Origin of the sequence: Micromonospora purpureochromogenes, assembly GCF_900091515.1 — a bacterium.
GTDB classification, from domain to species: Bacteria; Actinomycetota; Actinomycetes; order Mycobacteriales; family Micromonosporaceae; genus Micromonospora; species Micromonospora purpureochromogenes.
The window spans coordinates 5,332,913-5,357,151 of record NZ_LT607410.1; the positions used below are offsets into that span (position 1 = coordinate 5,332,913).

A 24,239-nucleotide genomic window follows, 5' to 3' on the forward strand; every position below is an offset into this window, starting at 1 on the left:
CACCGTACGGATGGGCGCGGGGCCCGCAACGGTTGCACGGCTCACGGCAGCCGCCAGGTGGACTCGTCGCCGGGGCGGCCGACCAGCCGCACGGCGGCGGCCAGCGCGAGGGCGCCGTCCGGCCCACCGAGCGCGGCGAGACCCCGGATGGTGAGCGCCACGACCTCGCCGGCGAACTCCCCGCCCGGCCCACCCACCCGGTACGCCCCGAGGCCGCCCGGCGCCGCGTCCACCGCTGGTCCGGCGGCCGTCGTGCCGGTCCGCACCACGCCGACGGTCAGGTCCTCGTGCGGTCCCGCCGCGCCGATGACCCGGTACCCGCACCGCGCCCGGTGCCACCGGCCGTCGCGCCAGTCGACCACCGTCGTCTCCCAGCGCGCGCCGTCGGCCGGGGCCACGGCGAGGAAGGGCACCCGGGTGGGCTCCTCCGTCCAGACCAGCCCGTCGGCGATCCGCCGCAGCGTCCGCGCCGGGGCGGGCAGGTTGGTGCCCAGGACGGTCACCGTCGTGCCGGGCCGGTGCTGCCAGGTCAGCGACGTGTGCCCGTGGTTCGGGTCGGCGCACAGCTGGGCCGTGCGGCCCTGCACGGACACGTCTGGGCCGCGCCGCCAGCCACGGTGGGTGGCGGAGGTGTCCACGGCGGAGCCCACCCGCACCGACAGCACCCGACTGCCAGCCATCGGGCCGGTCAGCGGGCCCTCCCAGGCGATCAGGGACCGTTCCCCCCGGTGGCTGGCGCACGTCCGGTGGGTCATTCCGTCGGGCAGCCAGTCCGTCCGGAAGAGCGGCCGCACCAGGTCGAGGTCGTTCCTGCCGTGCATCGGTCGCTCCCCCGCGTCGTCAGCGCTGTCACCCAGGTGATGGCTGTGGCGGTGTGAAGGGTTGCACCCGGCAGTGCCGCGGCGCAGCCCCAGCGCGGCCGGCACCTGCCGGGTGGCGGCCCGGACGACCTTGGCCGAGACGACCTGCGGCGTGTCGCGGTGACGGGCGGCGGGGATACCGCGGCACGTTGCAACCTGCGTCGATCAAGGGCGACGGCGAGCCGGTCAGGCGGGGCGCAGGTCCAGCTCGGCGACGACCGGGTAGTGGTCGGACGCCCGGTCGGCGTCCCCGCCACGGACCACCCGCACCTCGCGGGTCAGCGCGGCGACCGGCGCGGTGCCGAGCAGGTAGTCCAGTCGCATGCCGGCGAACTCCGCCCCGCCGTACCGGGTCGGCACAGTCAGGCCGTCGACCTGGGATGTGTCGGCGGCGCGGGCCGGCCAGAGGTCGACCAGGCCGGCGTCGAGCAGCCGGGCGACGGCCCGGGTGTCCACGGTCCGGCCGTCGCGGCGCAGGTGCCGGCGGCGGTAGTGCAGCGGCAGGCCCGCCAGCCGGTCGATGTGCTCCGCCGTGGGCTCCAGCGTGTTCAGGTCGCCGGCGAGCAGCGCCAGCCGACCGCCGGTACGTCGCACGGCCGCCGCCAGCCAGTCCGCCTCCATCCGTCGCCGGCCCCCGGAGTACGGGTTGAAATGGGTGCTGAACACCGTCAACGGCCCGTGCCCGGTGTCCACCCGAACCCAGGCGGCGGCGTGGTGGAACGGCCGGCGCACCCGGCCGACGGCCAGCACCCGCAGCGGCGGGCGGACCAGCACGGCCACCGGCTGCCCGAAGCAGGAGCCGGCCAGGTGGGGACGCATCCCCATCCGGCCCGCCACGTCGTCGAGCAGCCCACCCCGGTCGAAGCCCCGCAGCTCCTGCAGGGCCAGCACGTCCGGCCGCTGCGCGGTGACCACCCCGACCACGAGGTCGCGCCGGTCGGAGCCGGTGCGGTCCCGACCGCCGGTCCTGATGTTCCAGGTCATCACCCGCAGCATGGGCGGCGTCGTCACTGCGGCCGGGCGGCCTTGGCCAGCTCGTCGTCGAGCTCGCCGACCTGCTCCGACTCGATGGCCGGCCGGTTGCCCTCGTAGACGTCGGCGTTGGGGCGGACCACCCAGTAGAGCAGCCCGATCCAGAGCGCGCTGAGCAGGATCGCGCCCATGAAGTCGGTCGGGTGGTGCATGCCCCGGTACATCCGGGAGACGGCCACCCCGACCGGCATGATCACGGCCAGCGCCACGAACAGCCAGCGCCACCAGCGGTCGGTGCGCGGCAGGACGATCAGCATGATCGCCACCCAGACGCAGATCGTCGCCGCAATGTGGCCGGAGGGGAAGGAGGAGGTCGGCATGGGGCCGTCGAGGTTGCCCACCGGCGGGCGTGGCCGGCCCACCGCCACGGCGGAGGCGAGGAAGAGGCTCAACTCGCCGAACATGGTCAGCGCCACGAAGAGCACCGGCCGCCAGCGCCGCCACACCGCCAGCACGAGCGGGCAGAAGACCAGCGAGATCAGCAGGATGGCGTGGGTGTCGCCGGCCTTGCTCCACCAGTAGCTGACGTCGTCCCGGCCCGGGGTGTGGTGCTCGGCGAACCACCTCGGCACCTCGGTGTCCAGGGTGGCGAAGAAGGTCCCGCCGGCGTGGTAGCTGACGAACATCCCGAAGCCGTAGAGCGCGCCGAGCACCAGCACCCAGCCGACCAGCAGCTCGAAGACGGCGGCCCGGGGGTGCGGCAGCACGTGCGCCTCGTCGGGGGCGGGGGCGACCTCGTGCGCGGCCTCGGGCTCCAGCCCCTCGGTCAGCGTCGGCACCCGGCGGCCCCGCTCCAGCCGCCACAGCCGGAAGGCGTACGCGGTGATGCCCAGCCAGGCGGCACCGAGCAGCCAGGCCCCGAGCACGTCGGAGACGAAGTGCACACCGAGCGCGATCCGGGTCAGGCCGATGAGGAAGACGATCAGGGCGACCAGGGCGATCGCCGGCTTGCGCCACCGGGGCGACAGGGCCGGCAGAAACACCAGCAGCAGCGCCCCGTATGCGACGAAGGAGCCCAGCGCGTGGCCACTGGGGAAGCTGTCTCCGGCGTAGGTGCCGATCGGCACCTCCACCTCGGGGCGCAACCGGTCGACCAGCGTCTTCAACGCCGGGTCGAGGATCAGCGCGCCGAGTCCGGTCACGATCAGGAACACCGCGAGCCGACCCTGTCGGCGGATCAGCAGCCCAATCACGGCGACCGAGACCAGCCAGATGATCACCGCCCGGCCGCCCAGGTCGGTGAGGGCGTTGAGCACGGTCACCAGCGGCCCGTGCGGCGCGACCAGGTCGTTGAGCCAGGCCGCCACGCCGTGGTCGACATCGTAGAGCGGGGTCCAGTGCACCCGGACCAGCACCAGCAGCAGTCCGAACCCGACGCCGGTCCCGAGCACGAGTGCCAGGCCGGCGAGCGTCCGCTCGGTGAAATGACCCAGGGGTCGTCGTAACACGTCGATGACCGCGCTCACGGCAGCCTCCCTCTCGCTCCTGGCGAGGCGCTGTACCCGATCCGCGCTCCCCGTACACCGGGGGTGCCGGAACGGGCGTCTACAGGGACGTCATCTCACCGGTGTCGTGCAGCTCCTCGCGCTCGGCCTCGGGCTCCCACAGGTCCGGCTGGGCCGGCTCCTGCACCCCGATTCGCATCGCCTCCAGCTGGGCGGCGAAGGCCAGCCCGCCGAAGAGCGCGATGCCGGTGAGGTTGGCCCAGAGCAGCAGGGCCATCATGCCGGTCAGCGCGCCGTAGGTCTGGCCGAACCCGTCGCTGAACGTGACGTACCCGGCGAGCAGCAGGCTGGCCAGCCACCAGAGCGCGGTGGCGATGCCGGCGCCGAAGAAGAGCCAGGACAGGCTGGGCTGGTTGCGGCGGGGCGAGTGCCGGAAGAGCACCGCCACAGCGAGCACGGTCAGCCCGAGGCTCAGCGGCCAGCGGATCACGTCCCAGACGCCGTGGGCGAACGCGCCCCACTCGTAGTGCCGCTGCACGGAGTCGCCGATCGCCCCGCCGCCGACCAGGATCAGGAAGCCGGCCAGTGCCGGCACGCCGGCGGTCACCGCGAGGACGGCGGCCCGGGCGTACTTGGCCAGGGCCGGGCGGTCCCGCTCCACGCCGTAGATCCGGTTGGCGCCGCGTTCGATCTGGGCCATCGTGGTGGTGAGCGCGACCAGGCCGGTGAACAGACCGAGGGTCAGCGCCAACTCGCCGGCCCGCTCGGTGCGCTCGCCGTCGCCGAGCAGCTCGCGGACCACCGACTCGCTCTGCCCGGGGGTGAGGGCCAGCACGGTGTCGGCGACCACCTGGCCGCCCTCCTCCACGCCGAGTTCGCTGATCAGACCGGTCAACGCGATCATGAACGGCACCACGGCGAGGCAGAGCTGCAGGGCGAACGCCCGGGAGTGGCTGAAGCCGTCGCCGTAGCGGAACCGGATGAAGGCGTCGCGCAGCAGGCACCAGCCGCCCTGCCGGCGCAGGGTGCGCCAGGCGTCGTCGGCGGAGAGGTCGTCCTCCGCCATCAGCCGGGTCTCGGGGACGAGCTTGGTGCTACTCACGGCGCGCCTCCTCGATCAGCCGCTCGCCCCGCTCCGCCGCCGCCTCGGCGTCCATCGACAGGTCGGGGTGGCGCTCGGGGCGCGGCACGCAGAGCCAGAGGGACTGCGGCTTGATCTCGGCCGTCAGCGAGCGGCCCGGCTCGATCAGGTCGCCGTCGAGCTCCCGGGGCTGGGCCCGGTTGCTGGTGATCTGCACCCGGCGGGCCCGGAAGACCTCCATCCGGGGCACGCTGCCGCGCCGGCGCATCAGCGCCCAGCCCATGGCCAGCCAGTGGCGCAGCGTACGGGGGGTGAGCACGGCCACGTCGAGCCAGCCGTCGTCGGGCTCGGCGTCGGTGAGCAGGCGCACCCCGCCCTGGAGCCGGCCGACGTTGGCGATCAGCACGGAGCGGGCCCGGCGGCGCAGCGGCGGCCGGTCGTCGATGCGGATCGAGACCCGCATCGGCCGGTCCCGCAGGTGCTTCGCGGCGCCCATCACGTACGCGGGCCAGCCGATGCGCGCCTTGGTCGTCTCGGAGGTGTCCCGGAGCATCTGGGCGTCGAAGCCCATCCCGGCCATCACGGCGAAGTGCCGGTCCTCGACCGCGCCGACGTCCAGCCGGCGCATCCCGCGCTCCACGGCGACCTGCAGGCCGGCGGCCAGGTCGTTGGAGAGCCCGAGGTTGGCGGCGAGCAGGTTGCCGGTGCCCTGGGGCAGCACGGCCAGCGCGGCGTCGGTGCCGACCAGCCCGCTGACGCAGGCCATCACGGTGCCGTCGCCGCCGCAGGCGAAGACCACCTGGGCGCCGGCGGCGACGGCCGCCTCGGTCTGGCCCCGGCCCGGGTCCTCGACCGTGGTCTCGTACCAGGTCGGCTCGGGCCAGCCCGCGGCGGCGAGGGCGTCGTCCACCGTACGGCGGAACTGGTCCAGATCGGTCACCTTCGAGGGGTTGACCACCACCGCCGAGCGCGGCGGGGCGTCGTCGGCGGTCACCGGGCGCGTCTGCTCTCCACCATCCACGGCGCAAGTGTGCAGCAAGCGGGGCCGGTCAGCGAGCCGGCGCGGGGCAACGTTGCACTGGCCGCAATCAGGTTTGAAACGCCACGCCACCGGTTGGCCCGCTCCCCGCGGGCCGCGCCCTCGGCAATCTCGGTCACCCGCCGGACGCGGGTGGCCTCCCGCTTCGCCCCGCACGATCCACCCCGGCGGACCGAGCCCGGGAGCACCGGGCACCGGTCAGGCCACCGTCCGCAGCGCCGTCTCGACCCGCCGGCGCAGGTCGTCGAGGTTCAGCCCGGCCTCGGTGAGCACCACGGCGGCGAGGCCGCCGCCCTCGCGCAGCAGCCCGAGCAGGATGTGCTCGGTGCCGATGTGGTGGTGGCGCAGCCGGAGCGCCTCGCGCAGGGAAAGCTCCAGCACCTTCCTGGCGCGGGGCGAGAAGCGTCCGTCGTCGTACCGCCGGAAGCCCCAGCGGCGGCGCGGCGCGGGCGCGGCCTCGCGCAGCGCGTCGGGGCCGAAGGACTCCTCGATCCGGGCGACGATGGCGGTGAGGTCGATGCCGATCTCGCGCAGCGCGGCGGCGTCGGCCTCGCCCAGACCGCTGGCGCCGGGGGCGGTGTGCCGGGCGATGGCGGCGCGCAGGTCCTCGGCGCGCACCCCCGCCTCGGTGAGCACCCGGCTGGCCAGCGCGTCGCCGTCGGCGAGAACGCCGAGCAGCAGGTGCTCGGTGCCGACCGGCCGCTGCCGCTCGGCCCGCGCCTCGTCGACCGCCCGGTGGACGACCGCACGGGCCCGGTCGGTGAACCGTTCGAACATCACGCCTCCCAGGTTCCTCGGACCGCCGGTCGCCCGGCGTGCTTCTTGTGGACCGCCTGCCGGCTGACCTCGAGCGCGTCGGCGATGTCCTGCCAGGACCAGCCCTGTCGACGGGCGTTGTCCACCTGGACGACCTCCAGCCGTTCGAGGAGCCGGCGCAGGGCGAGCACCGCCCGGAGCCCGACCTTCGGGTCGGTGCTGCCGGCGGCCGCCGCAAGTTCCGTTGCCTGACTCATGTCGTCAACTTACGTTGACACCGCCACTCTGTCAACCCTCGTTGACAACGCGGGTGCCGACCCGGCGCGTTCTCAGCGAAGTTGATCTGTTCTCACCCCGCCCCTATGGTGGGCCGATGGCGTCGGTCAAGCAGGTCCAAGTCACCTTCGACTGCGCAGAACCTGAGCGCGTCGCTCGTTTCTGGTGCGAGGTGTTGGGTTACGTCGTACCGCCGCCACCGGAGGGGTTTGCTACCTGGGACGATTTCAATCGCGCGCTGCCGCCTGAGCGACAGGGTTCAGCGTTCGCCTGCACTGATCCCTCAGGTGTGGGCCCGCGACTGTTCTTCCAGCGCGTTCCCGAAGGCAAGGTCGTCAAGAATCGGCTGCATCTTGACGTGCGGGTCGGCGCCGGGCTCGTGGGTGAAGAGCGCCTGGCCGCACTTGAGGCCGAATGCGCACGACTGGCCGCGCTCGGCGCGGTACGCGTGCGACTACTACCTGCCGATGACGACAACGAGTCGTGCCTCCTGATGCAGGACATCGAGGGCAACGAGTTCTGTCTCGACTGAGTGGCGTGATCGGCTGCTGGTGGGCTGGCCGCCCCGGATCACCTTCGCTGAGAACCCACCTGGACCCACCGTCCGACACGACCGCCGACGCCCCGACCAGGGGCTTCGGCGGTGTTACGGTCCGCTGATGTTCCGCCGCGCCCCGTCCGACCGACCCGAGCCGCTGACCTGCCGTCTCGCCGCCGGGCGGGTCGCGCTCGAGGTAGCCGGCGGCAGCGTGGTCGGCCACCGCTATCCGGCCAACTTCGACGTGCTGCACGTCGATGCGACGCTGCCCTTCGTCGCCGTGGTCGACGGCATGGGCTCCGGCGAGGGCGCCCGGGTGGCCGGCACCACGACGATGACCACCCTGGTCGAGGCGGTCCGCGGTGACTGGCCCGCGGTCGGGCCGCGTGAGCTGCGCGCCGCGGTCGCCGACGCCCGCTCCCTGGTCCGCGCCGCCGGCGCACGCCTGACCGAGCTGACCGGCTGCACGCTGACCGCCCTGCTGGTCGAGCCGGACGGCGAGCAGGCCTGGCTCGTCCAGCTCGGCGACTCGCGGGCGTACCGGCTGCGCGACGGCGTGCTGGAGCTGATGACGGTCGACCACACGGCCGCCTGGCTGGGGCTGCTGCACGGCTGGTACCGGGCGGGCTCCGCGGAGGCGGCCCGGGCCCGCTACCAGCTGCTGCGCTACGTCGGCCACCCCGACAACCCGGACGCGGACCTGCAGGCCGTGCCGCTGCGGGTCGGCGACACCTGGCTGCTCTGCACCGACGGGGTGAGCGACCAGGTCGACTACCACCGGATGCGGGAGGCCCTCGCGAGCGGCGACCCGAAGCGGGCGGTGCGCAGCCTGCTGACCAGCAGCCTGGCCGAGGGCGGGGAGGACAACGCCACCGCCGTGGTGCTCCGGGTCCGGCCCGGCGTCGAGGGTGACGGCGAACACTCTTGACGGGCTGACATTCCATGCAAAGATTGTCAGCGTGTCGAAGGACCGGTTGGCGGCGATCCTCGCCGCCGCGTACGAGTGCTTCACCCGGCACGGCGTGCGGCGCACGACGATGGACGACATCGCGGCCACCGCCGGAATGTCCCGCCCCGCCGTCTACCAGTACGTCCGCAACAAGGACGACGCCTACCGCCGGCTGGCCGAACGGCTCTTCGCCGACTCCCTCGCCCAGGCCCGCCGGGCGGCCACCGCACCCGACGCCGACCTGCGGCAGCGGCTGCACGACGTGCTCGCCGCCAAGCTCGAACTCACCCTCCGACTGCACCGGGAGAGCCGGCACGCCGCCGAACTCCTCGACACCGGCACCCGGCTCACCGGCGACCTCGCCGAGGCGTACACCCGGGAGCTGACCGACGTGGTCGCCGACGCGCTCGCCGACGCCGCCGGGCCGCGCGCCCGCGCGGTCGCCGACGTGCTGGTCGCGCTCACCCGCGGCCTGGAGGCCGACCTCACCGACCCCGACCTGCCCCGCCGACGGTTGCGCGAGGGTGTCGCGCTGCTCGTCGCCGGCCTCGCCCACCCGGGAGCCCCCGCATGACCACCTCCGTCCTGATCACCGGCACCTCCTCCGGCATCGGCCGCGCCACGGTCCGCCGGCTCGCCCGCCGCCCGGAATTCACCGTCTACGCCACCGCCCGCAAGGTCGAGGCGATCGCCGACCTCGCCGACAGCGGCGCCCGGCTGCTCCCCCTCGACGTCACCGACGAGGAGTCCATGCGGGCCGCCGTAGCCGCCGTCGAGGCCGCGCACGGCCAGATCGACGTGCTGGTCAACAACGCCGGCTACGGCGAGTACGGGCCGATCGAGGAGGCCCCGCTGGACCGGGTCCGGGCCCAGTTCGAGACCAACGTCTTCGGGCTCAGCCGGCTCACCCAGCTCGTGCTGCCGGGCATGCGCCGGGCCGGCCGGGGCCGGATCGTCAACGTCAGCTCGATGGGCGGCCGGCTGGTCTTCCCCGGCGGCGGCTACTACCACGCCAGCAAGTACGCGGTGGAGGCGATCTCCGACGCGCTGCGCCAGGAGGTGCGGCCGTTCGGCATCGACGTGGTGGTCGTCGAGCCCGGTCTGATCCGGACCGGGTTCGGGGCGGTGGCCGCGAAGTCGCTCGGTGCCGGCGGCGCTCCGGCCGGGCCGTACCGGACGATGGTCGCCTCGGTCGACGCGGCGATGGCGAAGTCCTACGCCAACCCGATGCTGGCCGCGACGCCCGAGACGGTGGCCCGGGTGATCGAGCGGGCGATCACCGCCCGCCGCCCCCGCACCCGCTACCTGGTCACCGCCGCCGCGTGGGCGATGGTGCACACCCGCCGGCTGCTCGGCGCGCGGGTCTTCGACGCGGTCGCCCGGCTCCAGTTCCGCTGAGCCGCCCGGCGGCGCGCCGATCGGGCCCGGCGCGCCGCCCCGCTGTGCCGACCGGCACGCCGGACACCCACGCCCGGGTGTGCCGATCCCGGCCCGCCCGGGCGGCGGCGCGACTAGCGTCGGTGGGGTCGGCGTGGCCGTACCGTGCGGGGCGCCCGGGAGGTGAGCCGGATGACCGGATCCGCCGGCGCGCCGGTGGTCGCCGGCATCAGCGTGTTGCCGCAGGCCATGGAGGTCGTCCGGGAGGCCACCCGGGCGGCCGCCGCGCACCGCCGGAACCTCGTCCTGCTGCACGCCTTCAACTGGCAGGCGGCGTTCGAGGCGACCTCGGTCGCCGAGCCCCGCGCCGAGGCCGAAGAGATGATCGCCCGGGCCGCCGCGACCGCCGCCGAGATCGAGCCGGCCGTGTCGGTCAGCGGCGAGATCGTCGAGGGCCCCCCGCTGGACGCGCTGATCCGCCGTTCCGAGTCGGCGTTCCTGGTGGCCGTCGGCGACGGCGGCATGACCACCTGCGGGGACTGCGTACCCCCCGACGCGCCGGCGGTGCAGCTCGCCGCCCGCGCCGGCTGCCCGGTGCTGGTGGTCCGCCGCGAGCCGCCCGTCGCCGGGCCGGTGCTGGTCGGGGTGGACGGGTCGGCGAGTTCACGGACGGCGCTCGACTTCGCCTTCGACTGCACCGCCCGCCGGGAGGCCCGGCTGCTCGCGGTGCGGGTCGTCGAGCCGGGACGGCCCGACGGCGGCGACGAGGTGCTCATCGAGGCGGTGGCCGAGGTAGGGCGGCGGTACCCCGGCGTCGCGGCGGAGTGCCACACCGTCCGCGGCGACCCGGGCGCCGTCCTGGTCGAGCAGTCACGGTCGGCGCAGCTGGCGCTGGTCGGCGCCCGGGGCGACGAGCCGTGGCGCGGGATGCTGGGCGCGGTGAGCCAGACCCTGCTCTACCACGCGCCGTCGCCGGTCATCGTGGTCCGTGGCTTGACCGCCACACCACCGGACGGGCCGTGACGCCCCCCGGTCCCGGGACCAACGGCCCTGATCCACTCGCACCCGGCCGGGTCAAGCTGGACACGCCCCGGGTGATATCCGCCTTCGGGCTGCAGAAGTCCCCGACGCGCGAGAGGCTATTGCAGCATGGACACCGCTCTCGACCTGCACAGCCCACTGACCGAAGACGAGCTGCGCCGGCTGGACGCCTACTGGCGGGCGGCTAACTACCTCACCGTCGGGCAGATCTACCTGCTCGACAACCCGCTGCTCCGCGAGCCGTTGCAGCCCGAGCACCTCAAGCCGCGGCTGCTCGGCCACTGGGGCACCAGCCCGGGTCTCAACCTGCTCTACGCCCACCTCAACCGGGTCATCGTCAACCGTGACCTGTCTGCCATGTTCGTCACCGGCCCCGGCCACGGCGGCCCGGCCCTGGTGGCGAACACCTGGCTGGAGGGGACCTACAGCGAGCTCTACCACGCGGTGAGCCGGGACGAGCGGGGCATGGCCCGGCTGTTCCGCCAGTTCTCCTTCCCCGGCGGCATCCCGAGCCACGTGGCACCGGAGGTGCCGGGTTCGATCCACGAGGGCGGCGAGCTGGGGTACGCGCTGAGCCACGCGTACGGCGCGGCCTTCGACAACCCGGACCTGCTGGTCGCCTGCGTCATCGGCGACGGGGAGGCGGAGACCGGGCCGCTGGCGGGCAGCTGGCTGTCCAACGTCTTCCTGAACCCGGCCCGCGACGGGGCGGTGCTGCCCATCCTGCACCTCAACGGCTACAAGATCGCCAACCCGACGGTGCTGGACCGGATCCCCACCGACGACCTGCTGGAGCTGATGCGCGGCTACGGCCACCAGCCGTACATCGTCGCCGGCGACGACCCGGCCACCGTGCACCAGGCCCTCGCCGCCACGCTGGACCGGGCGGTCGACGAGATCGCCGAGATCCAGCGGCGGGCCCGCTCCGGCGGCACCGTCGAGCGCCCCCGCTGGCCGATGATCATCCTCCGTACGCCGAAGGGCTGGACCGGTCCCCGCGAGGTCGACGGCAAGCGGGTCGAGGGGACCTACCGGGCCCACCAGGTGCCCGTCTCCGAGGTACGCACGAACCCGGCGCACCTCGCCGAGCTGGAGCGCTGGCTGCGCAGCTACCGGCCGGAGGAGCTCTTCGACGCCACCGGCGCCCCGGTCGCCGAACTGGCCGCCCTGCCGCCCCGGGGCGACCGGCGGATGAGCGCCAACCCGGTCACCAACGGCGGCCGGGTGCTGCGTGAACTGGAGCTGCCGGACTTCCGGGACTACGCGGTCGACGTCAAGCAACCGGGTACGCCGATGGTCGGGGCGACCGGCGCGCTGGGCCCGTGGGTGCGCGACGTGATCGCCGCCAACCCGCAGACCTTCCGCCTCTTCGGCCCCGACGAGGTCGCCTCCAACCGGCTCGGCGCCGCCTTCGAGGTCACCGACCGGACGTTCGTCGCCGACACCTCCGACGGCGACGACCACCTCTCTCCCGACGGCCGGGTGATGGAGGTCCTCTCCGAGCACCTGTGCCAGGGCTGGCTGGAGGCCTACCTGCTCACCGGCCGGCACGGCATCTTCACCAGCTACGAGGCGTTCATCCACATCGTCGACTCGATGGTCAACCAGCACGCCAAGTGGCTCAAGGTCACCCGGGCCATCCCCTGGCGGGAACCGGTGGCGTCGCTGAACTACCTGCTCTCCAGCCACGTGTGGCGGCAGGACCACAACGGCTTCTCGCACCAGGACCCGGGCTTCATCGACCACGTGATGAACAAGAAGGCCGAGGTGGTGCGGGTCTACCTGCCGCCGGACGGCAACACGCTGCTCTCCACGATGGACCACTGCCTGCGCAGCCGGCACTACATCAACGTGGTGGTCGCCGGGAAGCAGCCCGCGCCGAACTGGCTGACCATGGAGGAGGCGATCCAGCACTGCCGGCGGGGCCTCGGCATCTGGGACTGGGCCAGCACCGACGAGGGCAGCGAGCCGGACGTGGTGCTGGCCTGCGCCGGCGACGTGCCCACCCTGGAGACCCTCGCCGCGGCGGACCTGCTGCACCAGCACCTGCCCGAGCTGAAGGTGCGGGTGGTCAACGTGGTCGACCTGATGCGGCTCCAGCCGCCGTCGGAACACCCGCACGGCCTGCCGGACAGCGAGTTCGACACCATCTTCACCCGCGACAAGCAGATCATCTTCGCGTACCACGGCTATCCGTGGCTGATCCACCGGCTCACCTACCGCCGGACCAACCACGACAACCTGCACGTGCGCGGATACAAGGAGGAGGGCACCACCACCACGCCCTTCGACATGGTCATGCTCAACGACCTGGACCGCTTCCACCTCGTCATCGACGTGATCGACCGGGTGCCCGGGCTCGCCTCGCGCGCCGCCCACCTGCGCCAGGACATGGTCGACGCCCGGCAGGCCTGCCGCGACTACACCCGCCGGTACGGCGAGGACGACCCCCGGGTCGCCGAGTGGCGCTGGATCCGCGAGAGCGACCCCGCCCTGCGCGGCGGGCACTGAACCGGCCGGCCGGCAGCAGAAGGTGAGCGTGATGAGCGGCGACGAGATCCTGGTCGGCTACGACGGTTCCACCGACGCCACCCTGGCGCTGGACTGGGCGTTGGACGAGGCGCAGCGCAGCGGCCGGCCGGTCCGCCTGGCGTACGTCTTCGAGTGGTTGACCGTGGCCGGCTGGATCGGCCCCGGGGTGGCCCCGGGGATCTGGCCCGACGAGACCGCCCGACGGCAGGTCGAGGAGCTGGTCCACAAGGCCGCGGCCGACGCCGTGGCCCAGCGGCCGGGCACCACCGTGCACGGCGAGGTGTACGACGGGCCGCCCGCCCTGGTGCTGCAGGAACGCTCCGCCGACGCCGGGCTGCTGGTGCTGGGCAGTCGGGGGCACGGCGGCTTCGCCGGCCTGCTCACCGGCTCGACCGCCGTCGCGGTGACCGCCCACGCCCACTGCCCGGTGGTGGTGGTCCGCGCCGGGCAGGCCACCGGGGCGGGTCCGGTGGTGGTCGGCGTCGACGGCTCGGAGTCCTCCCGGGTGGCGCTCGGCTTCGCGGTGGAGAGCGCCGCACAACGCAGGGTGCCGCTGCGGGTGGTGCGGGTCTTCGCACCGCCGGCCGGGCGGTGGCGGCCCGCGGACCACGACGAGGAGGCCACCGTCGCCGGGGAACGGGCCGCGGTAGAGGAGTCGCTCGCCCCGTGGCGGGACACCTTCCCCGACGTGGACGTCGACGTCGAGGTGGCGCGCGGCAACCCGGCCGCCGCCCTGGTCGAGGCCAGCCGGGGCGCCCAGCTCGTGGTGGTGGGCAGCCGGGGCCTGGGCGGGCTGCGGGGGATGCTGCTCGGCTCGGTCAGCCAGCAACTGCTCCAGCACTCGTCCTGCCCGGTCGTGGTGGCCCGGGAACGCTGACGGTTCCGGCGCCGGCACCGGCCGCCCTGGTGATCGACGCCGTTTGTGGCGTGTCGCGGCCCTCCCCGTCGGCGGGACAGCGCGACATGCCGCATCCCGGTGTCGCTCCCGCCGGCGACGGGATGCCGGAGCAAGCGGGCCGGCGGCGCGGGGCCTGCGTACGCTGCGCCTGTTCCGGGCATGACGAAGGATGGAGCCGGGACTCCACCACCGCGACGCCGGGGTGGGGCACGATGGGGAGAAACGGAAAGGTCTTGACGATGAGCCACGAGAAGCCGGGACAGGACCGCCCGCTGACCACCGCCCTCGCGGAGGCCGCCGCGACCGCCGGCTACGCCCCCTCGGTGCACAACACGCAACCGTGGCGCTGGCGGGTGCTGCCCGACGCCCTGGAACTACGGATCGTCCGGGACCGTCAGCTGACCGCCACCGACCCGGAGGGGCGGCTGCTGGCGATCAGTTGCGGCGCCGCGCTGCACCACGCCCGGCTCGCGCTGGCCGCCGAGGGCTGGACGGCCGTGGTGGAGCGGCTGCCCGACCCGGCGCAACCGGACCTGCTGGCCCGACTGACCGGCCTGGACCGGTCCGGCGCGGACGCGGACGCCATGCGCATGGTGCAGTGCATGCAGGTACGGCACACCGACCGGCGACCGGTCAGCGACGAGCCGGTCCCGACCGCCGCGATCGGTCAGATCAGCCGGGCGGTCGCCGCCGAGGGCGCCAACCTGCAGATCCTCGACTCCGACCAGGTGATGGAGCTGGCCGCCGCCGCCTCCCACGCCGGCACGGTCGAGGCGGAGGATCCGCAGCTGCGCGAGGAGCTGGCGTACTGGACCAGCCGGGCCGACGGCGGCACCGGGCTGCCGCCGGAGGTGCTGCCCGAACAGCAGCCGCAGACCACCGTCCCGGGCCGCGACTTCGGCCGCGCCGGCACCCTGCCGATCGGCCCCGGCCACGACAAGGCCGCCGTGTACGCGTTGCTCAACGGCGACGAGGACGAGCCGGACAGCTGGCTGCGCGCCGGCGAGGCGCTCTCCGCGCTCTGGCTGACCGCCACCCGCCTCGGCGTGTCCGTGGTGCCGCTCTCCGGGGTGGTGGAGGTGCCCGGCACCCGGCAGACGCTGCGCCACCTGCTCAGCGGGCTCGGCTTCCCGTACCTGGTGGTGCGGCTGGGGATCGCGGACCCGGCGCACGCGGGGCCGCCGCACACCCCGCGGCTCCCCACCGCGCAGGTGGTCGACACCTCGGCGGTCCGCGACCAGCACTCCTGACGATCTCGTTCCCGCGGCCAGGCGGGAGATAGCATCACCTGCGTGGCCGCCAGCACACCGACACCCCGCAACGAGCCGCTCGCCCCCTCGCTGGGGCTGAGCCCGCTGTCCCGGGTACGCCTCGACGAACTGCTCCAGGAGATGCTCGACCGGGTCGGCGAGGTGGTCACCAGCCGGGAGCGGCTGCGCGCCCTGCTGGACGCGGTGGTGGGCATCGGCTCCGACCTCGACCTGCGCAGCACCCTGCTACGGATCGTGCAGTCGGCCTGCGAGCTGGTCGGCGCCCGCTACGGCGCGCTCGGCGTGATCGGGCCGGACCGGCTGCTGCACGACTTCATCATCCACGGCATCAGCGACGAGCTGCACGCCAAGATCGGCGACCTGCCGCACGGGCGGGGCGTGCTCGGCCTGCTCATCGACGAGCCGCGCCCGGTGCGGATGCCGGACATCACCCAGCACCCGAAGTCGTACGGCTTCCCACCGCACCACCCGCCGATGCACAGCTTCCTCGGCGTGCCGGTCCGCATCCGCGACCAGGTCTTCGGCAACCTCTACCTGGCCGAGAAGCAGGGCGCGGCGGAGTTCACCGAGGACGACGAGGAGATCGTCGTCGCGCTCGCCGCCGCAGCCGGCGTGGCGATCGAGAACGCCCGCCTCTACGCGCTGGCCCACCGGCGGGAACGCTGGCTCGCCGCCACCGCCGAGATCACCTCGGTGCTGCTCGGCGAGGTCCGCCGCACCGACGCGCTGGCCCTGGTCGCCCGCCGGGCCCGGGAGGTCGCCGAGGCGGAGCTGGCCCTGGTGCTGCTCTACGACGAGGACGCCGGCCAGTTCACCGTCGAGGTGGTCGACTCGGCCGACGGCGCCGACCGGCAACTGGTCGGCGCGGTGCTGCCGGCCGCCGAGACCAGCTTCGCCGGACCGGTCACCGAACACCGGCACGGGCTGGTGGACAACCTCGCCCAGGCCGCCCCCTGGCCGGCGCCGGTGGTCGCCGGCCCCGCCGTGGTGTCCCCGCTCGCCACGGCGGACACCCTGCACGGCGTGCTGGTGATCGCACACCGACCGGACGCCGCGCGGACCGTCGACGACGACGTGCGACTGCTGAGCAGCTTCGCCGGCCAGGCCGCGCTCGCCATGGAGCGGGCCCGCGGCCAGGAGGAACGGGAGCTGCTGGTGGTCCTGGAGGACCGTGAGCGGATCGCCCGCGACCTGCACGACGTGGTGATCCAACGGCTCTTCGCCACCGGCCTGCAACTGCAGAGCGCCGCCCCGATGAACGCCCGGCCCGAGGTCGCCAAGCGGATCAACACGGCCGTCGACGACCTCGACGCCACCATCCGGGACATCCGGCGGACCATCTTCGAGCTGCGCACCCCGATGAGCGCGGCGCTGCGCACCGAGATCCGGGAGGCCATCGACCTGGCCACCGAGTCGCTCGGCTTCCGCCCCGCCGTGGAGCTGGACGGGCCGATCGACAGCGCCGTGCCGGAATCGGTCCGCCCCGACCTCACGGCCGTGCTCCGCGAGGCGCTGTCCAACGCCGTCCGGCACGCCGAGGCCACCCGGGTCGCCGTCGCCATCCGGGTCGACGCCGGGCGGGTCGCGCTCACCGTCACCGACGACGGCGTCGGCTGCGACCCCGCCGCCGCGCGCGGCGGGCTGGTCAACCTGCGCGAGCGCGCCGAGCGGCACGGCGGCGAGTTCCAGGTACGCCCGGCACGGCCGCACGGCACCGAGCTGTTCTGGTGCGTCCCGCTGCGGGACTGACCCCGGTCCGGCCGTCCGCCCCGGGCCGTCCCGACGCGGCGGGCGCTCCGGGGCGCACGTCCCGGCGGGCGCTCAGTGGGTCTTGCCGAGCAGGCGGGTGGCGAGCACCGCCGCCTGGGTCCGCCGCTCCAGACCGAGCTTCGCCAGCACGCTGGAGACGTAGTTCTTCACGGTCTTCTCGGCCAGGAACATCTTGCCGGCGATCTCCCGGTTGGTCAGCCCCTCGGCCACGTACTCCAGGATGCGGCGCTCCTGCTCGGTGAGTGTCTTGAGCTCGCGGGGCTGCTCGACGCCGCTGCGGATGCGCTCCAGCACCCGGGTGGTGATCGCCGGGTCGAGCAGGGACTGGCCGGCCGCCACCCGGCGCACCGCGTCCACCAGATCGGTGCCCCGGATCTGCTTGAGCACGTAGCCTGCCGCCCCCGCCATGATCGCGGCGAAGAGCGCCTCGTCGTCCTCGTACGAGGTGAGGATCAGACCCTTGATCGAGGAGTCCACGGCCCGGATGTCCCGGCACACGTCGATGCCGTTGCCGTCGGGCAGGCGGGCGTCGAGGATCGCCACGTCCGGCCGGAGGGCCGGGATGCGGCGGGCCGCCTCCTGCGCGGAGCCGGACTCGCCGACCACTTCGATGTCGCCGCTGCTCTGCAGCAGGTCGGCAAGGCCACGACGGACGACCTCGTGGTCGTCAAGGAGGAACACCCGAATCATCCCTCGTTTCTACCCGCCCCGGCCGCGCCCCGCACGGGCCGAAGGTCCCCTACCTGCCGCGGCACGGCGGGAAGGGGGACCCGGGCGGACGGGACATCCGGCCCTGCCCGGCTCCCCGGCCGCTGACGCACGGTGGAGGTGAACCAGCGGGGGCCGCCCCACCTGCCACGGAAGGAGCATCACCATGGAAACCGGCTTCACGGTCGCGCAGCTGCGAGCGGCCGCCGCGGACGCCGTCCGGGCGCCTTCCCTGCACAACACCCAGCCCTGGCGGTTCCGGCTGCGCGACGGCGGCATCGAACTGTCGGTCGACCCGACCCGCCGGCTGCCCGCCACCGACCCGAGCGGCTGGGGTGCCCGCATCTCCTGCGGAGCCGCCCTGTTCAACCTGCGGCTCGCCCTCGCCGTCGCCGGCACCCCGGCCACGGTGCGGCTGCGGCCGTACCCGACCGAACCGAACGTGCTGGCCCGGCTGGTCCCGGACGCGCCCCGGCCCGCCACACCCGCCGACCGCAGCCTGCACTCGGCGATCCCGCGCCGGCTCAGCAACCGCGCGCCGTTCTGGCCGGACCCTGTGCCCGCCGACGCCCGGTGGCGGCTCGGCGAGGCGGCCCGCGCCGAGCAGTGCTGGCTGGAACTGGTCATCGGCACCAGCGCGGTCAACGCCTTCGCCGAGGTCGCCCGCAGCGCCCACCGGGTGCTGGAACGCGACCCCGACTACCGGCGGGAGCGGGCGGAGTGGATCCGCCGCGAGCCCGCGCCCGACGGGGTGCCCGCCGCCGCCGGCGGCCCGCAGAGCGAACCGCAGGACCTCTTGCCGATGCGTGGCTTCGGCGGCCGGGACCGAGCCCCCGGCCGGGACTTCGAGCCGGAGCCGCTGGTCGCCGTCCTCGGCTCTGCGGGCAACACGTCCACCGACCAGATCCTGGCCGGGCAGGCCCTCCAACGGGTGCTGCTCACCGCGACCGACGCCGGGCTGAGCGTCTCCCTGCTGTCCCAGCCGATCGAGGTGCAGGGGGCGCGCGAGGCGCTGCGGTTGTCGCTGGGCCGGTTCGGCACGCCCCAGATGGTGATGCGGATCGGCTACGGCCAGCCCGGGGCGGCCACCCCCCGGCGCAGCGTGGACGACGTGCTCGACCTGCCCGTGGTGTCGGCCTGAGCCGTACCCGCTCCGCCCGTGCCGCCGGTCGGCGGCCGGCCCCGCCCCCGTCACCCGGGGCCGGCCGCCGATCCGGTCGCTGGCGGCGGCCGTCCCCGGGCCGGCAGCGTGGTTGGTCCTGGCGGGTGCGCCGGTGTCAGGCGGGGCGGGAGCTGCCGAGCAGGGCCGCCTCCCGCTCCGGGTCCAGCCCCACCGCCGCGCGCGCCGGCCGCCCGGCCCGCGCCGGCACGGACCCCACCTGCCGCAACCACCGCCAGGTGTCGGCGACCGTCTCGGCCACCGGCCGACAGGTCAGCCCCGACGCGTACGCCTTCTCCACGCCCCGCTCCTGCAACCACCGGTACTCGTGGCCGCGCGGCACCCAGACCGGCAGGTCGTTCCAGGGCACCACCCCGGCCGCCAGGATCCGCTCCGGATCCGTCCAGCGCAGCCGCGCGTCCGACCCGGTCGCCGCGACGACCGCCGCCAACAGCTCTCCCATCGTCGCGTGCCCGCTGCGGCTGATCACGTTGTACGCCCCGCCGACGCGCTCCGCGCCCCGGTCCAGCATCCAGGTCGCCAGGTCCCGCACGTCCACGTACTGGATCGGCAGGTCCTCCGGATCCGGCGCCAGCACGTCCCCGCCCCGGGCGATCCGCTCCAACCACCAGGGCAGCCGGCCGATGTCCTCCCCGGGCCCGAGGATCAGCCCGGCCCGGACGAGCAACGCCGCGTCCCCGAACACCTCCATTGCGGCCCGCTCCCCGCCCGCCTTGTTGTGCGCGTAGTCCCCGTCGCCCGCGTCCGGCGCGGCGTCCACCACCGGCGCCTCCTCCCCGGCCCCGGACGGCAGCGGGTGGGCGTAGACCGAGCCGCTGGAGACGTAGACGTAGTGCCGCACCGACCCGACCAGCGCCCGGGCTGCGTCCCCCACCGCCCGCGGCGCGCCGTCCCAGGTGTCCACCACCAGGTCCCACTCGCCGCCCGCGAGCGCCGCCAGGCCGTCCGGCGCCGTCCGGTCACCCCGCAACCGGTGTACGCCCGGTGGGACCGCACCGTGCACACCACGGTTGAAGACGGTCACCGACCAGCCTCTGCGTACCGCCTCGGCCACGGTCGCGCCGCCGACGAAGCCTGTTCCACCCAGCACCAGCAGTCTCATGCGTCCCAGCCTGTCCGGTCCCGGCCCCGGACGGACCCCCCGTTCACCGCTAGCGGATCTGCCAACGGCAGAATCCCGCCCCTGCCCTGCGGATCGCCATGGTCCGCCAGGGCCGGGCTCGGGGGACACGGGGTTCTGTCCAGATCGGCGTGCCGGATGCCGCGCTCCGGGCTTGGCCTCAGTGTGCCGGATGTCCGGTTATCGGCCCGCTGGGCAAGTCGGGATGGCCGGTTCTGGCCGGCCAGTGCTCGGTCGTCCCGTGACCGGCGGCACGCTCGCGGCGGAATGGTGGCCGGGCCGGGGTCGTTACACCCTCTGGACGATCGCAGTAGCAAGCCCGCTGGCCTGGCCCGATCACCTGGGCCGCCCGGGATGCCGCCGCCGGAATGATGGTGGGCCGCCGGTCGTTACACATGGACCCGGCGCCGCGAGCCCCCGCTCGCGAAGCCTGCCGGGCAGAGACTTTCCCCTGATCTTTGAGCGCCGTCGTGGTGCTTGCGCCCGCTCGACCCCCATCGAGCCTGGGTGCCAACCCCCGAATGGAGCCACTTCTGATGAACACCACCATTCTGCGGAAGAGCGTGCTGGGTATTGCTGGTCTGGCCTTCGCCGGTGGCGTCTTCGCCGGCCCCGTGACCGAGGCCCACGCCAACCCGGTCGACGCCAAGGCGGTCGCCGTGGTGCAGGCCGACAAGCCGGGTGTGGACAAGGGCAAGCTGATCCCGCACGGTGTGCAGGGCAAGCAGTCGCGCATCGACGTGGGCGCCGAGCAGACCGCCAACGTGAAGGCGATCATCGCGGCGACGAAGAAGTCGGGCATGGACGAGCGGGCCGGCGTCGTCGCGATCGCCACGTCGCTGCAGGAGTCGAAGCTGGAGAACCTGGGTCACCTGGGTGAGCGCAACGACTTCGACTCGCAGGGCCTGTTCCAGCAGCGCCCGTCCAGCGGTTGGGGCACGGTCGAGCAGATCACCGACCCCGAATACTCGACGATGGCGTTCCTGAAGGGCCTCAAGCAGGTCGACGGGTGGCAGGACATGCCGCTGACCGAGGCCGCGCAGACCGTGCAGGTCTCGGCCTACCCGGACCACTACGCCCAGTGGGAGCAGCAGGCCGCCGACCTGGTCGCCAAGCACTGGAACAACTGACACGTGAACGACACGCTGGCCGGCACCCCCGCACGGGGTGCCGGCCAGCGGCGTACACAAGCCCGTCCGCCGACTGAGTGGAACACCATGGGTGTGTCCGATGGCCGCAGACACCCATGACGTTCCACCCGTCGCTGGCGCGGCGCGAAAGGCAACGGCGCGTGGCGAGGGTGTGTGGCCGTGAGGGCCCGGACGGAGGGTGCCCACGGCGGGGGTGTGGCCCGCCGTGCCCGGCGCAGGGATCAAGCCTGACCGCCCGGAGCCGGACACGGCGGGCCACACCCCCACCACCGACCACCGCAACCCGGGGACCGACAGAGAGACCCCCGCGCGGTCATCGGAAAGCGGCAACGGCAACGGCAAAGCGAAAGAACGACAGAAGCCCCGGCTCATCAGCCGGGGCTCCGTACGTCGGGCAAATGCCTGGTGGGCGATACTGGGTTTGAACCAGTGACCTCTTCCGTGTCAAGGAAGCGCGCTCCCACTGCGCCAATCGCCCGTGGTCGAGAGCGGACGACGGGATTCGAACCCGCGACCCTCACCTTGGCAAGGTGATGCGCTACCAGCTGCGCTACGTCCGCGTGCCGCCCGGTCTCCCCGGCGACGGGTTGAACTCTACCCGACGGCAAGATCGCCGGCTCCGCCGCCCCACCCGCCCGCTCCACCGCCGGTGATTGCGCTGGTCACTCATGGGGTACTGATTCACCTCGACAGCACACCGCATCCCCCTGAAGGAGGCTGTCGTGGGTATCGGAACGAGTATTTTCCTGCTCGCCGCCGGCGCGATCCTGACCTTCGCCCTGGACGCGAGCGTCGGCGGCGTCAACCTGGACGTGGTCGGTTGGATCCTGATGGCGGCCGGCGTGCTCGGTCTCGTCATGACCGCGCTGGTCTGGGGTCGCCGCCGCCAGGTGGTCACCACCACCGAGCCGGAGCCGGTCGAGTACCGGCGGGTGGAGGAGCGCCGGGACGTCGCTCCGCCGCTGTAGGGCCCATCACTACCCGGCCGACGGGGTTGATCGGTCGCGGGCGCACGAGGAGGCGCCGGTCGCCCACGGGTGGCCGGCGCTTCCGCATGCAGAGCCCAGGAGGGCGCGGAAACGAAAAGGCTGGCCACCGAAGGTTCCGGTGACCAGCCTGATCATTCTGTGGGCGATACTGGGTTTGAACCAGTGACCTCTTCCGTGTCAAGGAAGCGCGCTCCCACTGCGCCAATCGCCCGTGCTAATACCGAGGTGGGGACGGGATTTGAACCCGCGTACACGGCTTTGCAGGCCGTTGCCTCGCCTCTCGGCCACCCCACCGAGGTTGCCCCCGTCATGCGTGGCGGCAGCTCCGAGCGGACGACGGGATTCGAACCCGCGACCCTCACCTTGGCAAGGTGATGCGCTACCAGCTGCGCTACGTCCGCATGTCTCCGGCGTTCCCGGTGACGGATGAGAACTTTAGCCGAGGCTCGGAAGAGTTGCCAACTCGGGGGTGCTGTCGGCGCGTCCCTGGCGGGTTCCGGGGCGAGAATCCGGGAACTCCCCCTAGAGCTTCCTAGGAGACTGGGTGGGATGGTCGAAGGGATTGCGGGAGGTCAGCCGAAGGGCCAGGTCGGGGCGACGCGACGCGCCGGAGAAGAGCTGTCCGGGTTCCGACTGTGGCACGCCCGGCCGACCGGCTCGGTAACGCGCTGTGCTCATATCGATGGGTTAACGTAACCGCGTGACGAGACGTGCCGCCGATGTCCGCCTGGATTCCCTGCTGCGTACAGCCTGCGACGTGATCGTCGAGCGCGGACTCGCCAACACCCGGACGGCCGACGTGGCGCAGGCCGCCGGGGTCAGCCAGGCGCTCGTCTTCTACCACTTCGCCACCAAGGAGCGCCTGCTGGCGCAGGCCTTCGCGTACGCGGTGGAGCAGGACCTGGCCCGGCTGGACGCGGTGGTCCGCTCCTCCGCCCCACCGCTGACCAAGCTGCGCAAGCTGCTGCGCCTCTACACCCCGCCCGGGCGGTCGATCTCCTGGTCCATGTGGATCGACGGCTGGGCCGAGTCGCTGCGCAGCCCGGAGGTGGAGCGGGTCTCCCGCCGGCTCGACCTGCGGTGGCGGCAGGACCTCGCCGCGGTGATCGCCGACGGGGTGACCGACGGCACCTTCGTCTGCGCCGACCCGATGGCCGCCGCCTGGCGGATCAACGCGGTGATGGACGGGCTGGCCGTCCAGCTCGCGGTGCACGAGCGGGTGATCTCCCGGCGGCAGTTCGCCGACTGGATCCGGCTGATCACCGCCCGGGAACTGGGCCTCGACCCCGCCCGGCTCGACTGACCGCTCCACCTCGCCCGGGACCGACCCGGAGTCGCGGACACCAGTCCGGGGGCGCAGGCACCGAGGCGGCGGCCCGGCACCGACCGCCCGACGGCCGGACGACCGGGCAAAACCGCCCGGACCGCCACGGACAGCCGCGACAATCGGCGGCATGGACCTGCTGGAGACGTACCGACGGAGCCTGGCCGAGTTCGTCGACCGGGTCGAGCAGGTCGCGCCCGGGCAGTGGTCGGACCCGACGCCCTGCCCCGACTGGGACGTTCGCGCGCTGGTCAACCACGTGGTCACCGAGGACCGGTGGACCGGGCCGCTGCTCGCCGGCCGAACCGTCGAGGAGATCGGCGACCGGTTCGAGGGGGACCAACTCGGCGACGACCCGGTCGGGGCAGTCCGGCAGGTGGCGTCCCAGGCCGAGGTGGCGGCCAGCCATCCGGGTGCCCTCGACACCACGGTGCACCTCACCGCCGGGGAGACGCCGGCGGGTGAATACCTGAACCAGCTCGTCGCCGAGCACCTCGTACACGGATGGGACCTGGCGGTGGCGATCGGGGCGGACCCGCGCCTGGACGGCGACCTGGTCGCCGCCTGCACCCGGTGGTTCGAGGCCCGGGTCGCCGACTATCGCAGCGGTGACCTGGTCCGGCCCGGGCTCGACGTGCGGGCCGGCGCCGACGCGCAGGACCGGCTGATCGCCGCCTTCGGCCGCGACCCGGACTGGACACCGCCGGCCTGACCACGACGGACCGGCCGGCGTCACTTCGACGGCCGGGGTTGGCGAGGCGGCCGCCCGCAAGGGCCGGGAGGACTGTCGGAAACCCGCGAGGGCGTCGGACCGGAACGACCGCGACCGGGGCCGGCTGGCCGGGCGGGAGCTGAGCGCCGAGCGGGGTCGAGGGGTGCGCCGGCCGGACGCCCGAGGGGGG

Annotated in this window: 22 protein-coding genes, 5 tRNA genes and 2 pseudogenes; 14 read left to right on the forward strand and 15 right to left on the reverse strand. The window is 73.8% G+C overall.

Going from position 1 to position 24,239, the window contains the following annotated elements; all coding sequences use genetic code 11:
* Positions 1-41: 41 nt before the first annotated feature.
* The 8 genes and pseudogenes from GA0074696_RS24270 to GA0074696_RS24300 all read right to left on the reverse strand — a co-directional run bounded on the left by GA0074696_RS24270 (position 42) and on the right by GA0074696_RS24300 (position 6,470).
* A complete protein-coding gene (locus GA0074696_RS24270) occupies positions 42-821 on the reverse strand; it encodes a hypothetical protein (RefSeq protein WP_088963228.1) in 780 nt (259 codons plus the stop codon).
* 225 nt (positions 822-1,046) lie between these two features.
* Positions 1,047-1,856 (reverse strand): endonuclease/exonuclease/phosphatase family protein, encoded by an 810-nt coding sequence (locus GA0074696_RS24275; protein ID WP_088963229.1) that lies wholly within the window; start codon positions 1,854-1,856, stop codon positions 1,047-1,049.
* 11 nt (positions 1,857-1,867) lie between these two features.
* Positions 1,868-3,358 carry a phosphatase PAP2 family protein gene (locus tag GA0074696_RS24280; protein ID WP_088963230.1) on the reverse strand — a complete coding sequence of 497 codons (1,491 nt, stop codon included), beginning with the start codon at positions 3,356-3,358 and terminating at the stop codon, positions 1,868-1,870.
* A gap of 79 nt (positions 3,359-3,437) precedes the next feature.
* Complete coding sequence (locus GA0074696_RS24285) at positions 3,438-4,439, reverse strand: YihY/virulence factor BrkB family protein (RefSeq protein WP_088963231.1); 1,002 nt, start codon at positions 4,437-4,439, stop codon at positions 3,438-3,440.
* Positions 4,432-5,439: a diacylglycerol/lipid kinase family protein gene (locus GA0074696_RS24290; protein ID WP_088963232.1), complete on the reverse strand. Its 1,008-nt coding sequence runs from the start codon at positions 5,437-5,439 to the stop codon at positions 4,432-4,434. Before GA0074696_RS24290 ends, GA0074696_RS24285 begins: the two co-directional genes overlap by 8 nt.
* 243 nt (positions 5,440-5,682) lie before the next feature.
* Positions 5,683-5,859: pseudogene (locus tag GA0074696_RS32750) on the reverse strand (Clp protease N-terminal domain-containing protein); the annotation flags it as partial.
* A gap of 189 nt (positions 5,860-6,048) precedes the next feature.
* Positions 6,049-6,234 (reverse strand): annotated as a pseudogene (locus tag GA0074696_RS32755) (Clp protease N-terminal domain-containing protein); the annotation flags it as partial.
* Complete coding sequence (locus GA0074696_RS24300) at positions 6,234-6,470, reverse strand: helix-turn-helix domain-containing protein (RefSeq protein WP_088963234.1); 237 nt, start codon at positions 6,468-6,470, stop codon at positions 6,234-6,236. The gene GA0074696_RS24300 and the pseudogene GA0074696_RS32755, both read right to left, overlap by 1 nt.
* Before the next feature lie 116 nt (positions 6,471-6,586).
* On the opposite strand from GA0074696_RS24300, the gene GA0074696_RS24305 reads away from it, so the two are divergent.
* From GA0074696_RS24305 to GA0074696_RS24345, 9 genes are all read left to right on the forward strand, one after another.
* On the forward strand, positions 6,587-7,021 hold the full coding sequence (locus GA0074696_RS24305) for a VOC family protein (RefSeq protein ID WP_088963235.1): 435 nt from the start codon (positions 6,587-6,589) through the stop codon (positions 7,019-7,021).
* Between the two features lie 127 nt (positions 7,022-7,148).
* Entirely contained in the window at positions 7,149-7,955 is an 807-nt protein-coding gene (locus GA0074696_RS24310) for a PP2C family protein-serine/threonine phosphatase (RefSeq protein WP_088963236.1), read from the forward strand.
* Between the two features lie 31 nt (positions 7,956-7,986).
* Positions 7,987-8,550 (forward strand): TetR/AcrR family transcriptional regulator, encoded by a 564-nt coding sequence (locus tag GA0074696_RS24315; RefSeq protein WP_157746102.1) that lies wholly within the window; start codon positions 7,987-7,989, stop codon positions 8,548-8,550.
* Positions 8,547-9,374: an oxidoreductase gene (locus tag GA0074696_RS24320; protein WP_088963238.1), complete on the forward strand. Its 828-nt coding sequence runs from the start codon at positions 8,547-8,549 to the stop codon at positions 9,372-9,374. Before GA0074696_RS24315 ends, GA0074696_RS24320 begins: the two co-directional genes overlap by 4 nt.
* Before the next feature lie 171 nt (positions 9,375-9,545).
* Positions 9,546-10,376, forward strand: a complete 831-nt coding sequence (locus tag GA0074696_RS24325; RefSeq protein ID WP_088963239.1) for a universal stress protein — start codon at positions 9,546-9,548, stop codon at positions 10,374-10,376.
* Positions 10,377-10,502: 126 nt separating this feature from the next.
* Positions 10,503-12,905, forward strand: a complete 2,403-nt coding sequence (locus GA0074696_RS24330) for a phosphoketolase family protein (protein WP_088963240.1) — start codon at positions 10,503-10,505, stop codon at positions 12,903-12,905.
* Between the two features lie 31 nt (positions 12,906-12,936).
* A complete protein-coding gene (locus GA0074696_RS24335) occupies positions 12,937-13,803 on the forward strand; it encodes a universal stress protein (protein WP_088963241.1) in 867 nt (288 codons plus the stop codon).
* 260 nt (positions 13,804-14,063) lie between these two features.
* Positions 14,064-15,074 carry an Acg family FMN-binding oxidoreductase gene (locus GA0074696_RS24340; protein WP_088963242.1) on the forward strand — a complete coding sequence of 337 codons (1,011 nt, stop codon included), beginning with the start codon at positions 14,064-14,066 and terminating at the stop codon, positions 15,072-15,074.
* Between the two features lie 96 nt (positions 15,075-15,170).
* Positions 15,171-16,844 carry a GAF domain-containing sensor histidine kinase gene (locus tag GA0074696_RS24345; protein ID WP_088964775.1) on the forward strand — a complete coding sequence of 558 codons (1,674 nt, stop codon included), beginning with the start codon at positions 15,171-15,173 and terminating at the stop codon, positions 16,842-16,844.
* A gap of 72 nt (positions 16,845-16,916) precedes the next feature.
* Here GA0074696_RS24345 and GA0074696_RS24350 read toward each other — a convergent pair whose 3' ends face one another.
* The gene (locus tag GA0074696_RS24350; protein WP_088963243.1) at positions 16,917-17,555 is read right to left on the reverse strand and encodes a response regulator; all 639 of its coding nucleotides are present in this window, start codon (positions 17,553-17,555) and stop codon (positions 16,917-16,919) included.
* Between the two features lie 184 nt (positions 17,556-17,739).
* Here GA0074696_RS24350 and GA0074696_RS24355 point away from each other — a divergent pair, with 184 nt between their 5' ends.
* Positions 17,740-18,714 carry an Acg family FMN-binding oxidoreductase gene (locus tag GA0074696_RS24355; protein ID WP_088963244.1) on the forward strand — a complete coding sequence of 325 codons (975 nt, stop codon included), beginning with the start codon at positions 17,740-17,742 and terminating at the stop codon, positions 18,712-18,714.
* A 136-nt stretch (positions 18,715-18,850) separates the two neighbouring features.
* Here GA0074696_RS24355 and GA0074696_RS24360 read toward each other — a convergent pair whose 3' ends face one another.
* The gene (locus GA0074696_RS24360; protein WP_088963245.1) at positions 18,851-19,855 is read right to left on the reverse strand and encodes an NAD-dependent epimerase/dehydratase family protein; all 1,005 of its coding nucleotides are present in this window, start codon (positions 19,853-19,855) and stop codon (positions 18,851-18,853) included.
* 554 nt (positions 19,856-20,409) lie between these two features.
* Between GA0074696_RS24360 and GA0074696_RS24365 the strand changes: the two genes are divergently transcribed.
* Positions 20,410-21,003 (forward strand): hypothetical protein, encoded by a 594-nt coding sequence (locus GA0074696_RS24365; RefSeq protein WP_088963246.1) that lies wholly within the window; start codon positions 20,410-20,412, stop codon positions 21,001-21,003.
* 424 nt (positions 21,004-21,427) lie between these two features.
* Here GA0074696_RS24365 and GA0074696_RS24370 read toward each other — a convergent pair.
* A tRNA-Val gene (locus GA0074696_RS24370) sits at positions 21,428-21,502 on the reverse strand.
* 9 nt (positions 21,503-21,511) lie between these two features.
* Positions 21,512-21,584, reverse strand: a tRNA-Gly gene (locus GA0074696_RS24375).
* A gap of 162 nt (positions 21,585-21,746) precedes the next feature.
* Here GA0074696_RS24375 and GA0074696_RS24380 point away from each other — a divergent pair.
* The gene (locus GA0074696_RS24380; RefSeq protein ID WP_088963247.1) at positions 21,747-21,992 is read left to right on the forward strand and encodes a DUF6458 family protein; all 246 of its coding nucleotides are present in this window, start codon (positions 21,747-21,749) and stop codon (positions 21,990-21,992) included.
* Between the two features lie 160 nt (positions 21,993-22,152).
* On the opposite strand, the gene GA0074696_RS24385 is transcribed toward GA0074696_RS24380, so the two are convergent.
* The 3 genes from GA0074696_RS24385 to GA0074696_RS24395 all read right to left on the reverse strand — a co-directional run bounded on the left by GA0074696_RS24385 (position 22,153) and on the right by GA0074696_RS24395 (position 22,414).
* A tRNA-Val gene (locus GA0074696_RS24385) sits at positions 22,153-22,224 on the reverse strand.
* 12 nt (positions 22,225-22,236) lie between these two features.
* A tRNA-Cys gene (locus GA0074696_RS24390) sits at positions 22,237-22,307 on the reverse strand.
* Between the two features lie 34 nt (positions 22,308-22,341).
* A tRNA-Gly gene (locus GA0074696_RS24395) sits at positions 22,342-22,414 on the reverse strand.
* A 299-nt stretch (positions 22,415-22,713) separates the two neighbouring features.
* On the opposite strand from GA0074696_RS24395, the gene GA0074696_RS24400 reads away from it, so the two are divergent.
* Positions 22,714-23,316, forward strand: coding sequence for a TetR/AcrR family transcriptional regulator (locus tag GA0074696_RS24400; RefSeq protein ID WP_088963248.1), 603 nt, complete (start codon positions 22,714-22,716; stop codon positions 23,314-23,316).
* Positions 23,317-23,467: 151 nt separating this feature from the next.
* The gene (locus GA0074696_RS24405) at positions 23,468-24,049 is read left to right on the forward strand and encodes a TIGR03086 family metal-binding protein (protein WP_088963249.1); all 582 of its coding nucleotides are present in this window, start codon (positions 23,468-23,470) and stop codon (positions 24,047-24,049) included.
* The last annotated feature ends 190 nt before the right edge of the window (positions 24,050-24,239 follow it).

Excerpts from the sequence above, each read along its gene's own strand:
- GA0074696_RS24270 (WP_088963228.1), bottom strand. The coding sequence starts at position 821 with ATGCACGGCAGGAACGACCTCGACCTGGTGCGGCCGCTCTTCCGGACG.
- GA0074696_RS24275 (WP_088963229.1), bottom strand. The coding sequence starts at position 1,856 with ATGCTGCGGGTGATGACCTGGAACATCAGGACCGGCGGTCGGGACCGC.
- GA0074696_RS24300 (WP_088963234.1), bottom strand. The coding sequence starts at position 6,470 with ATGAGTCAGGCAACGGAACTTGCGGCGGCCGCCGGCAGCACCGACCCG.
- GA0074696_RS24305 (WP_088963235.1), top strand. The coding sequence starts at position 6,587 with ATGGCGTCGGTCAAGCAGGTCCAAGTCACCTTCGACTGCGCAGAACCT.
- GA0074696_RS24310 (WP_088963236.1), top strand. The coding sequence starts at position 7,149 with ATGTTCCGCCGCGCCCCGTCCGACCGACCCGAGCCGCTGACCTGCCGT.
- GA0074696_RS24320 (WP_088963238.1), top strand. The coding sequence starts at position 8,547 with ATGACCACCTCCGTCCTGATCACCGGCACCTCCTCCGGCATCGGCCGC.
- GA0074696_RS24325 (WP_088963239.1), top strand. The coding sequence starts at position 9,546 with ATGACCGGATCCGCCGGCGCGCCGGTGGTCGCCGGCATCAGCGTGTTG.
- GA0074696_RS24330 (WP_088963240.1), top strand. The coding sequence starts at position 10,503 with ATGGACACCGCTCTCGACCTGCACAGCCCACTGACCGAAGACGAGCTG.
- GA0074696_RS24335 (WP_088963241.1), top strand. The coding sequence starts at position 12,937 with ATGAGCGGCGACGAGATCCTGGTCGGCTACGACGGTTCCACCGACGCC.
- GA0074696_RS24340 (WP_088963242.1), top strand. The coding sequence starts at position 14,064 with ATGAGCCACGAGAAGCCGGGACAGGACCGCCCGCTGACCACCGCCCTC.
- GA0074696_RS24350 (WP_088963243.1), bottom strand. The coding sequence starts at position 17,555 with ATGATTCGGGTGTTCCTCCTTGACGACCACGAGGTCGTCCGTCGTGGC.
- GA0074696_RS24355 (WP_088963244.1), top strand. The coding sequence starts at position 17,740 with ATGGAAACCGGCTTCACGGTCGCGCAGCTGCGAGCGGCCGCCGCGGAC.
- GA0074696_RS24360 (WP_088963245.1), bottom strand. The coding sequence starts at position 19,855 with ATGAGACTGCTGGTGCTGGGTGGAACAGGCTTCGTCGGCGGCGCGACC.
- GA0074696_RS24365 (WP_088963246.1), top strand. The coding sequence starts at position 20,410 with ATGAACACCACCATTCTGCGGAAGAGCGTGCTGGGTATTGCTGGTCTG.
- GA0074696_RS24405 (WP_088963249.1), top strand. The coding sequence starts at position 23,468 with ATGGACCTGCTGGAGACGTACCGACGGAGCCTGGCCGAGTTCGTCGAC.